This is a genomic window from Microbacterium ureisolvens, from assembly GCF_015278315.1.
GTDB classification, from domain to species: domain Bacteria; phylum Actinomycetota; class Actinomycetes; order Actinomycetales; family Microbacteriaceae; genus Microbacterium; species Microbacterium ureisolvens.
In genome coordinates this window covers 124,821-136,312 of sequence record NZ_JADIJE010000013.1, presented here as the reverse complement: position 1 = coordinate 136,312, position 11,492 = coordinate 124,821, and the positions used below count along the sequence as shown (strand labels likewise).

Here is an 11,492-nt window from a genome sequence, read left to right as displayed (position 1 = left end):
CAAACTGGTCCACACCCTGCACGAGACAGCCGAACCCGCCCGCCCCGAGCTCTACCTCACCGCCTGACCCTCAACCACCCCAGGCAACAGCAGGAATGACACCACACGACGGGACTTGACCCGACTCGCGGCGACCCCGCGACCGATCACACCATTCGTGACTCCTGACGCCGGAGCGCAGCACTCAGGTGGCACGAAACGCCGTAAGGGATCGACCAAGCGCGCCATTCGTAACACCCGAGCGAAGGGAGAAGCGAAGGAAGAGGCGACGGATGCCGCGACCCGGCGCCGAACGGCCAGCGCGGCCAGCGCCGGCCAGCGGGGTCAGAGCGCCTCGAGGTGGAGCACGAAGGCCTGCACGGGCCAGAGCGTCGGCAGCTGGAGGCCCACCTCGCCGAGCAGTGCGCCCGGCAGCTCGATCTCGCCGGCCGTGAACCACTCGGGTGCGATCCAGCCGTACTCGGGGGCGCCGATCTCGCGCCGCACCCTGACGCGGTAGCGGCGGTCGGGGTCCAGCCCCGGGAGACGCAGCCGCTCAGCCCGCGCGTCCTGGAGGCTCGCCACCGTGGCGACGACCACGACGGCTGCGGCATCCGTCACGAACGCGGTCGCCCGCCATGCCGGGTCCCGCAGCTCCGGGTGCAGCACCCGCCCCGCGTGGACGATGGGGCGCACCTCCTTGTAGAGCGCGGCGAAGCGCGTGATCGTGGCCGTCTCGTCGTCGTCGCACGACAGGATGTCCCACTCGAACCCCGCCGAGCCCATGAGGCTCGTCGCGATGCGGTACGACAGGGCGGTGGTGCGGCCCGAGGAGTGCGACGTCGTCGGCCCGACGTGCGCGCCGACGAGCTCGGGCGGCAGCAGCAGGCCCGTCCAGCGCTGGATGTCCTGACGCTCCACGGGATCGTTGGAGTCGCTCGCCCACACGCGGTCGGTGACCTCGAGGATGCCGAGGTCGGTCCGCGCGCCCCCGCTGGAGCATGACTCGATCTCGAGGGACGGATGCCGCGACTTCAGCTCGGCGATCAGCCCGTACACCGCCGTCATCTGGGCGTGGCCGCCGGGGCGGCCGTCGTGGACGCTCTCCACGAGGTCGCGGTTGTGGTCCCACTTGATGAAGTCGATGCCGAGCTCGGTCACGAGCGCGTCGATCTGGCCGAGGACGTGGGCTGCGGCATCCGGATTCGCGAGATTCATCACGTACTGTCCACGCCACGACAGCGCCGGATCGTGCTCGAGATGCCCGGGATCGTGCAGCAGCCAGTCGGGGTGCGCGCGGGCCACGTCGGAGTCGAGGCTGATCATCTCGGGCTCGAACCACAGTCCGAACTGCATGCCAAGGGCGTGCACGTTGTCGGCGAGAGGGCCGAGACCGTCGGGCCACACCGACCGGTCGACCACCCAGTCGCCGAGGCTCGTCGAGTCGTCGCGGCGCCCGTGGAACCAGCCGTCGTCGAGCACGAAGCGCTCGACGCCGACCTCGGCGGCGCGTTCCGCGAGCGCCGCGAGCCGCTCGGGGTCGTGGTCGAAGTACACGGCCTCCCAGGTGTTGAGCACCAGCGGGCGGGCGGACGACGGATGCTGCGGCCGCGCCCGCAGCCACGTGTGCACGCGCCCCGCGAAGCCGTCGAGCCCCGCGTCGGTGTGCACGAACGCCGCCCGCGGCGCGCGGTACTCGTCGCCCGGGGCCAGGCGGATCTCACCAGGACGCAGCAGCTCACCCGCACCGATCAGGCTGACCGCGTCGGTGACGCGGTCCACCCGGGTGGTGAGGTCGCTCGACCACGCCAGATGCACGCCCCACAGCGCACCGGTCTGCCAGCGCGGCTCGCCGATCGCCGCGATGGCCGCGATCGGACTGTCGTGGCCGGGTCGTCCGCGCCGCGACTGCCGCACGGTCGCACCGGCGGGCATCGGCGTCACGACGGGCCGCTTCTCGCGCGCCCAGCGGCCGTCGAAGGTCAGCAGCGTGTCGGTCGTCGACGGCACCGGCAGGGTGGCTTCGAGCCAGTCGACGTCGACGGGCGCGGCCTCGGGCCCGCCCGCGTGGGCGAGGGCATGCTGCACCCAGACCACACCGCCGCGCTCGATGCCGACCGTGATGGAAAGACGGAGAGCGGATGCCGCATCCCGCGCCTCCACCCGCAGCGACCCGTCGTCCGTCTCGAGGTCGGTGACCACCCATCGCGCATGGTGCACGACGCCGTCGCGACGCACCTGCATCCCCGGGCGCCCGCTCCACCCGTCGCCCTCCTGCGGGGACAGGGAGACCTGCCATGCGGCATCGAGCGTGCCGGGCGGGGTCTGACGGCTCAGCGCCGGCGCGAGCGCCTCGGCATCGGCATCCGTGATCGCTCCGACCGGCGCTCCCCAGTGGAGCACGCGCGGCAGGCCGGGCCCGCGGGCGTCGACGATCAGGCCGACGCCCTCGTTATCGAGTCGGATGAAGCCGGAGGTCATGCCGGGGTCCTCTCTGCGGGGGGTCGTTCGCCCGTGCCGCGCTCGACGAGCCAGGTCGGCATCTCGAGCTGTCGTGTGAAGCCCGCCGGATCCTGCATCCGCTCGATCGCGAGGGTGGCGGCGGCGCGGCCGAGCGCCAGGGGGTCGTAGCTGACGACGGTCACCCCGAGCACATCCGCCGTGTCGAAGTCGTCGAAGCCGATGAGCGCGGTGCGCCCGTCGTCGTCGCGGTCGCGCAGCACGCGCAGCGCGCTGACCGTCACGCGGTTGTTGCCCGTGATGATCGCCGTCGGCGCGTCGTCGCGGTCGAGCAGGTCGGCGATGAGCGCGTCGGCCGGCTGCGAGAGATCGTCGGCAAGACGCTCCCACCGGGCGGAGTCGTTGATGCCGTAGGCGGCGAGCGCGTCGCGGTAGCCGCGCAGGCGCTCGGCCTGCGTGTAGACGGAGGCCGGATTGCAGATGTAGCCGATGCGGCGATGGCCGCGCTCGAGCAGATGCGTCGTCGCCTCGAACACACCGCGGTGGTTCTCGAGCACGATGGAGTCGGCCACGAGATTGCGTGCCGGACGGTCGATGGCGATCACCGGGGTCCCGAGATGCCGCTCCCCCTCGAGGTACGACTGGTCCTCGGCCACGGGAATCAGCAGCAGCGCGCCGAGCCGCTGACCGAGCAGCGCATCGGCCACACGCTCCTCGCCCTCGGCGGTGTCGTCGGTCGTCGCGACCACCAGCGAGAAGCCGCTCGCCGACAGCTCGCGCTCGATGCCGGCGGCGACCTTGTAGTAGAAGGGGTTGCCGAGCTCCCCCATGATGAACCCGATGGTGTTCGTCGGTCCCCCGCGGCGAAGGTTGCGGGCGAGGGGGTTGGGCCGGAAGCGCAGGCGCTTGGCCGCCGTGAGCACGCGGTCCACTGTGTCGGGTGCGACGAGCTCGCGATGGGTGAAGACGCGCGAGACGGTCTTGGAGCTCACTCCGGCGAGCCGCGCGACGTCGTCGAGGGTCGCGCGCTGCTGAACCGTCATCGGGCCTCCTTGCCTGGCGGGTTCACGCTAGCAGGTTCGGGGAGGCAATGTCCACGTGGGACATTTGACGGACATCTGGACTCATCGCACCAGCCCGATTACAAAATAAGCCCAGTTCAACACCGTTGTTTTTTCGAATGTACGGTTCCGGACACGCTGAGACAGCGCTGACATCGAGCGCTTGCGGAACCGTTTCGACCATGCGTAATCTGACCGCGCGACGAACCACGCGACGGTGCGACGACGCGCACCGGCAGTTCAAGGGCGAACCTGACAAGGAGACATCACATGGCGAAGAAGGCATTCGCGGGCATCGCGCTGATCGCGACCGCCGCGGTCGCGATCAGCGGCTGCGCGGGCGGCGGCGCGGGCGACGCCGACAACACGATCGACGGCGAGGTGAAGGGCGACATCAAGGTCGTGACGTGGCGCACCGACCTCGTGGAGGACGGCACGTTCGACAAGTACGCCGAGGCGTTCAACGAGGAGTACCCCGACGTCAACGTCACGTTCGAGGGCATCACCGACTACGCGGGCGAGATGCTCACCCGCATGAGCACCACGAACTACGGCGACGTCATCGGCATCCCGGCGATCAAGCCCGACCAGTACGAGCAGTTCCTCGAGCCGCTCGGAGACACCGCCGAGTTCGAGGACACCTACCGCTTCCTTCCTGCGGCGAGCTACGACGGCACGCAGTACGGGATCGCCTGGGGCGGCAACGCCAACGGCGTCGTCTACAACAAGAAGGTCTTCGAGGAGGCCGGCGTCACCGAGCTTCCGACGACCGAGGCCGAGTGGCTCGAGGCCCTGCAGAAGGTCAAGGACAACACCGACGCCATCCCGCTCTACACGAACTACAAGGACGGCTGGCCGCTCACCCAGAGCTTCGGCAACCTGGGCGTCGTCACCGACGACGCCGATGCGCCCATCACCATGGCGGAGGACACCGCGCCGTGGACCGAGGGCACCGACGTCTACGCGATCGACTCGCTGCTGTACGAGTCGGTGGCGGCCGGACTCACCGAGGACGACCCCCTCACCACCAACTGGGAGCAGTCGAAGGTCGACCTCGGCACCGGCAAGATCGCCGCGATGACGCTGGGCTCCTGGGCGATCTCGCAGATGCAGGCCGCCGCGGAGGACAACGGCGGGTCGGCGGACGACATCGGCTACATGGCGTTCCCGGCCAACGTCGACGGCACGCAGCTCGCCGTCATCGGCGGCGACTACAACCTCGCGGTGAGCAAGCACTCGAAGGCGAAGGCCGCCGCGTGGGCGTGGATCCAGTGGGTCGTCGAGGACTCCGGCTACGCCGAGGCGCAGGGCATGATCTCCCCCGTCATCGACAAGCCGCTGCCCGACAACCTGGCCGGCTTCGAGGAGGCCGGCGTCGAGCTCATGGAGATCAACCCCGCGCCCGCCGGCAAGGAGGGTCTCATCAACAACGTGGCCGACGACGCGCAGATCGACCTGTACGGCCCGATCTACCGTCAGAAGCTCGTCGACATCGCCCGCGGTGCGGCCGACGGCGACAAGGAGAGCTACTTCGCCGAGCTGAACGAGCGCTGGGGCGCCTCGGTCGAAAAGCTCGCGGGCTGACGGGAGAGGGCGGCAGCGACATGGCCATTGCGACACCCGGTGCGGCGCCGGCAGATGCCCCTGCCGCCCTCTCCGCGCCCGTGCGGGCGCGCCGGTTCGGCGGAGGATTCCGCCGGGCCGGCCGCCCGCGGGGCGGCTCCGCCGGACGGAGCCTCCTCCAGCGGCTCACCCCGTGGTTCTTCCTGGCCGCGGCGGTCGGACTGCTGCTGCTGTTCACCTACTGGCCGGCGCTGAACCTCTTCTACTACAGCGTCACCGACTGGGACGGCATCGACCTGCAGAAGAACTTCGTCGGTCTCGACAACTACGTCCAGGTGTTCACCGACCCGCGGATCTTCTCCGTCTTCGGCGTGAGTCTGTACTACTTCTTCGCGTCGTTCGCGCAGATGGCGATCGCACTGTACTTCGCCACGATCCTCAGCTTCTCCACGCGCTTGTCGAACCTGTTCCGCGGCATCCTGTTCTTCCCGTACCTCATCAACGGCGTCGCGATCGGCTTCGTCTTCCTCTACCTCTTCCAGCCGGGCGGCACGCTCGACACCGTGCTCAGCTGGTTCGGCGTGAGCGACCCGCCCCAGTGGCTCGGCAACCCCGACGTGGTGAACTGGTCGCTCGCCGGCACCTCGGTCTGGCGCTACACCGGCATGAACTTCGTGCTGTTCCTCGGCGCGATCCAGTCGATCCCCCACGAGCTGTACGAAGCTGCCGACCTCGACGGCGCCAGCCGCTGGCAGCAGTTCTGGGCGATCATCTTCCCGGGCATCCGCCGCGTGGTCGGGCTGTCGTTCATCCTCGCGATCGCGGGCAGCCTCAGCGTGTTCGAGATCCCGTTCATCATGACCGGCGGCGCCAACGGATCTGCGACGTTCGTGATCCAGACGCTGCAGACCGCGTTCACCTTCCGCCAGGTGGGGCTCGCGTCCGCCATGGCCGTGGTGCTCCTGGCGATCGTGCTGGTCGTCACGTGGATCCAGCGCAAGGTGTTCCCCGACGAGAAGGTCGACCTGACATGACCACCACCGAAGACCTGCGCACGATGCCCCAGCGCACTGCTCCGCCGCGCACGATCCGCGGCCGTTCCCCGCTCGAGCGCCTGCGCGGCGTCAGCGCGACCACGGCCAAGTACCTCAGCCTCATCGTCGCATCGGTCGTGACACTGCTGCCGCTGTCGGTGCTGCTCTTCGCCAGCCTCAAGACCGCGCCGGAGTATGCGCAGACCGGTCCCTTCGACCCGCCCGAGAACTGGCTCAACTTCGACAACTTCGTCACCGCGTTCACGAGCGGCAAGATGCTCGAGGGCTTCGTCAACACGACGATCGTGCTGGTCGTGTCGCTCGCCGGCACGATCTTCATCGGCACGATGGCGGCGTACGCCCTGGACCGCTTCGCGTTCCGCGGCAAGAAGCTGGTGTTCGGCCTGTTCCTCGTCGCGACCCTCATCCCGAGCGTCACGAGCCAGGTGGCGACCTTCCAGCTCATCAACGGACTCGGCCTCTACGACACCAAGGCCGCCCTGATCCTGCTGTTCATGGGCACCGACATCATCGCGATCTACCTCTTCATCCAGTTCATGCAGTCGATCCCGGTCTCACTCGACGAGGCCGCGATGATCGACGGCGCCAACCGCTGGACGATCTACTGGCGCATCGTGCTGCCCCTGCTGCGACCGGCCATCGCGACGGTCGTCATCATCAAGGGCATCGCGGTGTACAACGAGTTCTACGCACCGTTCCTCTACCTGCCGTCCGAGGGTCTGATCTCCACGTCGCTGTTCCGGTTCAAGGGACCGTTCGGCGCGCAGTGGGAGGTCATCTCGGCAGGCACCGTCCTCGTCATCATCCCCACCCTCATCGCCTTCCTGCTGCTGCAGCGCTGGATCTACAAAGGCCTCACCTCAGGAGCCGTCAAGTGACCTCTTCCCTGTCCTTCCGTCCGATCGACGCCGGCTGGACCGTCCGCGCCGCGTCGGGTCCCGCTCCGGAGGGATTCGCGGATGCCGTGGCCGCGGTGGTTCCCGGGTGCGTGCACACCGATCTCCTGGCCGCGGGGCTCATCCCTGACCCGTTCCTGGACGACAACGAATCGGCGCTCGCATGGATCGGGCTCGTCGACTGGACCTACGAGACGACGTTCGACTGGACCCCCGACGGAGCCGATCGCACCGACCTGGTGTTCGAGGGCCTCGACACCGTGACGACGATCCTCCTCAACGGGAGCGAGATCGGAGCGACGGCGAACCAGCACCGCTCGTACCGGTTCGACGTGCGGGACGCGCTCATCGAGGGTGCCAACGCGCTCGTGGTGCGCTTCCGCTCGCCGGTGAAGTACGCCAATGAGCAGAGCATCGAACTCGGCGTGCGTCAGCGTCCCTATCCGCTGCCCTACGACGCGATCCGCAAGTCGGCGTGCAGCTTCGGGTGGGACTGGGGCATCGCGACCTATACCAGCGGCATCGTGAAGCCGGTGGGACTGGAGTCGTGGTCGGTCGCACGTCTCGCGCAGACCCGCGTGGCCGCCACGCCGTCGGGCGACGGCGGCACGATCACGGTCGAGGTCGAGCTCGAGCGCTCCCGCGACGACGCGGTCTCGGTGACGGCGCGTGCAGCCGGGGTCGAGGCATCCGTCGATCTGCCCGCCGGCCAGGCGACCGCGACCGTCACGCTCTCGCTCTCCGAGGTCGAGCGGTGGTGGCCCGTCGGCTACGGCGCGCAGCCGCTGTACGACGTCGAGGTCGAGGTCGCGGCATCCGATGGATCCGTCCTCGACATCTCGACGCGCAAGGTGGGCTTCCGCGACGTGCGCTGGGACATGACGCCTGACGAGGCGGGCACGCCGTTCACGCTCGTGGTCAACGACCAGCCGGTGTTCGTGAAGGGGGTCAACTGGATCCCCGACGACGCCCTCACCGTGCGAGTCACGCGGGAGCGGCTGCGCCGGCGCTTCGAGCAGGCGCTCGACGCCAACCTCAACCTCATCCGCGTGTGGGGCGGCGGACTCTACGAGTCCGACGACTTCTACGAGCTCGCCGACGAGCTGGGCCTGCTCGTCTGGCAGGACTTCCTGTTCGCGTGCGCCGCGTACGCGGAGGAGGATCCGCTGCGGTCGGAGGTCGAGGCGGAGGCGCGCGAGAACATCGTCCGGCTGGGGCATCACGCCTCGCTCGTGCTGCTCACGGGGAACAACGAGAACCTGTGGGGCTACGAGGACTGGGGCTGGAAGCTGCGCCTGGACGGCAAGACCTGGGGCGCGCACTACTACTACGAGCTGTTCCCGGCGCTCGTCGCCGAGCTCGCGCCGCACGTTCCCTACGCGCCGGGCAGCCCGTTCAGCCCCGGCATGGGGTGGGACGGCGCGGCGCAGACCGGGCCGCACCCCAACGACGAGCAGCACGGCTCGATGCACCTGTGGGAGCAGTGGAACCGGCAGGACTGGCACACCTACCGTGACCACCGGCCGCGGTTCGTCGCCGAGTTCGGCTGGCAGGGGCCGCCGGCCTGGAGCACCCTCGTGCGCTCCGTCACGGACGCGCCGCTGACCCCCGAGTCGCCGGGCATGATCGTGCACCAGAAGGCGATGGAAGGGAACACCAAGCTCACGAACGGGCTGATCCCCCACTTCCGGATGCCGGAGGCCATGGAGAACTGGCACTGGGCGATGCAGCTCAACCAGGCGCTGGCCGTGCGCACCGCGCTCGAGCACTTCCGCTCGTGGGCGCCGCACACCCAGGGCGCGATCGTGTGGCAGCTGAACGACTGCTGGCCGGTCACGTCATGGGCTGCCATCGACGGCGACGAGCGGCCCAAGCCGCTCTACTACGCCCTCAAGAACGCGTTCGCACCGCGGGCCGCGACCATCCAGCCCCGTGACGGGGGCTTCGCCGCGGTGCTCGTGAACGACACCGCCGAGCCGTGGACGGGCGAGCTCGTGGCCCGACGGGTCGGCTTCGCGGGCGATGAGCTCGCGCGGTTCGCCGTCGAGGTGTCGCTGGCGCCTCGTGAGACCGTGACCGTCGCGCTGCCGTCCGACGTCGCGACCGCCGGCGATGCGGCATCGGAGCTCGTCGTCGCAGGTGTGGGCGACGTGCGCGGGTTCTGGTTCTTCGCCGAGCCCCGCGACTCCGCCCTCGGTGCGGCGGAGGTCGACGTCCGCACCGAGCGCGTCGCCGAGGGCACGCGCGTCACGCTCACCGCGGCGTCGCTCGTGCGCGACCTCGCCCTCCTCGTCGACAAGGTCGACCCCGAGGCGGTGGCCTCCGACGCGCTCGTGACCCTGCTGCCGGGCGAGAGCACGACGCTGATCGTGCTTCACGCCGGCGACGGGCTCGCGGCATCCGTCCTCTCGGATCCTCGCGTGCTGCGCACCGCCAACGAACTGGTTGTCGCATGACCGCCGACCCCACCCGGGCACTCGGGCCGTACGTGGCCGGAATGACCTGGGGATGGACGGGCGTGCGTGGAACGTGGGCGACGGCCGCGGCATCCGATTCCCTGCGCCTGATGGCCGACCACGGCGTCAACTGGACCGCGATCGCCTACTCGGCCCTGCAGGACACCGCGCAGTCCACCGAGGTGCGCTTCGCCGAGGCGCCGACCGTCACCGACGACGAGGTCGTCTGGGCGATCCGCGAGGCGAAGGCGCTCGGGCTGAAGGTGTGCCTGAAGCCGGTGGTGAACGTCGCCGACGGCACGTGGCGGGCTCACATCGGCTTCTTCGATCAGGATGTTCCAGGCGAGCCGACGTGGGGCGAGTGGTTCGCGTCGTACCGCGAGTTCATCCTGCACGCGGCGCGGATCGCCGAGTCAGAGGGCTGCGAGATGCTCTGCGTCGGCTGCGAGATGGTGCGCGCCGACGCCCGCGAGGCCGAGTGGCGCGACCTCATCGCCGCGGTGCGAGCCGAGTACTCCGGTCTCGTGACCTACAACTGCGACAAGTACCAGGAGGACCGCCTCACCTGGTGGGACGCGGTCGACGTCGTCACCTCGAGCGGCTACTACCCGATCGACCGCTGGGAGGCCGAGCTCGACCGCATCGAGGCGGCCGTCGCCGCGACGGGCAAGCCGTTCTTCTTCATGGAGGCCGGCTGCCCCTCACGCGAGGGCTCTCCCGACCGGCCGAACGACTGGTCGCTGCCGGGCGCGCCCTCGGGCACCGCGCAGCTGACCTACTACGAGGCGATGTTCGCCGCGTGCGACGCACGACCGTGGATGCGCGGCTTCATGCTGTGGGACTGGCCCGCGCGGCTGTACGATCCGGCCGAGGCCGCCGACAACGACGACTACTGTCCCTACGGCAAGCCCGCCGGCGATCTCCTCCGCGAGGCCTACCGCTCCCATCAGAAGGAAGGAGCGCCAGCCGCATGAGCACCGTACTGGCGATCGACGCCGGCCAGACCGGCATCAAGGTGCGCGTGCGCGAGGAGGACGTCGTCTTCCCGGGCATCGACACGCACGAACCCCTGCTGCCGCAGCTCGCGGCCGTCGCGCGCGCAGCGATCGAGCGGTCCGGCGCGGACGTCTCGGTCGTGACGGCGGGCGTGTCGGGGCTGACGACGCGGGAATCGGATGCCGCGGCCCTCCTCGCACGCATCGACGACGCCGCGGTGCGCGAGGTGATCCTCGCGCACGACTCCACCACCTCATTCCTCGGCGCCCTCGGCGACGGGCGCGGGGCGGTCGTCGCCGCCGGCACCGGAGTGGTGACCCTCGCAGTGGGCGCGTCGCGCGTCGCGCGGGTCGACGGGTGGGGCTACCTCATGGGCGACGCCGGCAGCGGGTACTGGATCGGCCGCGAGGCACTGGACGCGGTGATGCGCGAGTTCGACGGCCGCGGGCCGGCGACGGCGCTGCGCGCCGTCGCCGAGGAGCGCTGGCCCGACCTCACGCAGGCCTACATCGCCCTGCAGGCCGACCACGACCGCGTGCGCGTGGTCGCGTCGTTCGCCGAGCACGTCGCGCGGCTCGCGTCGGAGGGTGACGCCGTGTCGCAGCACATCACGGTGCGCGCGGGCGGCGAGCTCGCGCACAGCGTCGAGAGCGCGCTGCGCCGGGTGCGCTCGACCTCGGCCGAGGACGAGCCCCGCGAGCACTTCTCGGTGTGCGCGATCGGCGGGGTGTTCCGCTCCCCGCAGCTGCGCGAGGCCTTCGCGTCGCACATTGCGGCGAGCGAGCTCGACGTCGCTCTCGTCGAGCCCCTCGGCAACGGGATCGACGGCGCCGCTGCCCTCGCGGGCCTCGCGCCGCAGCATCCGCTCGCCCACGCGGTCTCGATCGCGCACGCCTGAGGTCCCCGCCCTCCCTTCGAAGCGGCGAACCCCCGCGCGAGCCCACACCTGGGAGCGCACGCGAACGTGTGGGTTCGCGCGAGCAGGGTGGGTTCGCGCGAACGGGGTGGGTTCGCGCGAACGGGCGG

General features: G+C 70.0%; 8 protein-coding genes. 6 read left to right on the top strand and 2 right to left on the bottom strand.

Going from position 1 to position 11,492, the window contains the following annotated elements:
• Window positions 1–324: 324 nt before the first annotated feature.
• Window positions 325–2,460, bottom strand: coding sequence for an alpha-galactosidase (locus tag IM767_RS17620; RefSeq protein WP_109212276.1), 2,136 nt, complete (start codon window positions 2,458–2,460; stop codon window positions 325–327).
• The gene (locus IM767_RS17615; RefSeq protein ID WP_109212277.1) at window positions 2,457–3,482 is read right to left on the bottom strand and encodes a LacI family DNA-binding transcriptional regulator; all 1,026 of its coding nucleotides are present in this window, start codon (window positions 3,480–3,482) and stop codon (window positions 2,457–2,459) included. The genes IM767_RS17620 and IM767_RS17615 overlap by 4 nt, the downstream gene beginning before the upstream one ends.
• A gap of 288 nt (window positions 3,483–3,770) precedes the next feature.
• On the opposite strand from IM767_RS17615, the gene IM767_RS17610 reads away from it, so the two are divergent.
• The 6 genes from IM767_RS17610 to IM767_RS17585 are packed head-to-tail and all read left to right on the top strand — an operon-like array spanning window position 3,771 to window position 11,364.
• Window positions 3,771–5,084 carry an ABC transporter substrate-binding protein gene (locus IM767_RS17610; RefSeq protein ID WP_109212278.1) on the top strand — a complete coding sequence of 438 codons (1,314 nt, stop codon included), beginning with the start codon at window positions 3,771–3,773 and terminating at the stop codon, window positions 5,082–5,084.
• A gap of 20 nt (window positions 5,085–5,104) precedes the next feature.
• A complete protein-coding gene (locus tag IM767_RS17605) occupies window positions 5,105–6,097 on the top strand; it encodes a carbohydrate ABC transporter permease (RefSeq protein WP_109212279.1) in 993 nt (330 codons plus the stop codon).
• Entirely contained in the window at window positions 6,094–6,996 is a 903-nt protein-coding gene (locus IM767_RS17600; protein ID WP_422613783.1) for a carbohydrate ABC transporter permease, read from the top strand. The genes IM767_RS17605 and IM767_RS17600 overlap by 4 nt, the downstream gene beginning before the upstream one ends.
• A complete protein-coding gene (locus IM767_RS17595; protein ID WP_109212280.1) occupies window positions 6,993–9,470 on the top strand; it encodes a glycoside hydrolase family 2 protein in 2,478 nt (825 codons plus the stop codon). The genes IM767_RS17600 and IM767_RS17595 overlap by 4 nt, the downstream gene beginning before the upstream one ends.
• Window positions 9,467–10,444, top strand: a complete 978-nt coding sequence (locus IM767_RS17590; protein ID WP_239453523.1) for a glycoside hydrolase family 113 — start codon at window positions 9,467–9,469, stop codon at window positions 10,442–10,444. The genes IM767_RS17595 and IM767_RS17590 overlap by 4 nt, the downstream gene beginning before the upstream one ends.
• A complete protein-coding gene (locus IM767_RS17585; protein ID WP_109212281.1) occupies window positions 10,441–11,364 on the top strand; it encodes an N-acetylglucosamine kinase in 924 nt (307 codons plus the stop codon). The genes IM767_RS17590 and IM767_RS17585 overlap by 4 nt, the downstream gene beginning before the upstream one ends.
• Window positions 11,365–11,492: the final 128 nt, after the last annotated feature.

Coding starts and splice junctions, on each gene's coding strand:
- IM767_RS17590 (WP_239453523.1), top strand. CDS start 9,467: ATGACCGCCGACCCCACCCGGGCACTCGGGCCGTACGTGGCCGGAATG.
- IM767_RS17600 (WP_422613783.1), top strand. CDS start 6,094: ATGACCACCACCGAAGACCTGCGCACGATGCCCCAGCGCACTGCTCCG.
- IM767_RS17605 (WP_109212279.1), top strand. CDS start 5,105: ATGGCCATTGCGACACCCGGTGCGGCGCCGGCAGATGCCCCTGCCGCC.
- IM767_RS17615 (WP_109212277.1), bottom strand. CDS start 3,482: ATGACGGTTCAGCAGCGCGCGACCCTCGACGACGTCGCGCGGCTCGCC.
- IM767_RS17620 (WP_109212276.1), bottom strand. CDS start 2,460: ATGACCTCCGGCTTCATCCGACTCGATAACGAGGGCGTCGGCCTGATC.
- IM767_RS17610 (WP_109212278.1), top strand. CDS start 3,771: ATGGCGAAGAAGGCATTCGCGGGCATCGCGCTGATCGCGACCGCCGCG.
- IM767_RS17585 (WP_109212281.1), top strand. CDS start 10,441: ATGAGCACCGTACTGGCGATCGACGCCGGCCAGACCGGCATCAAGGTG.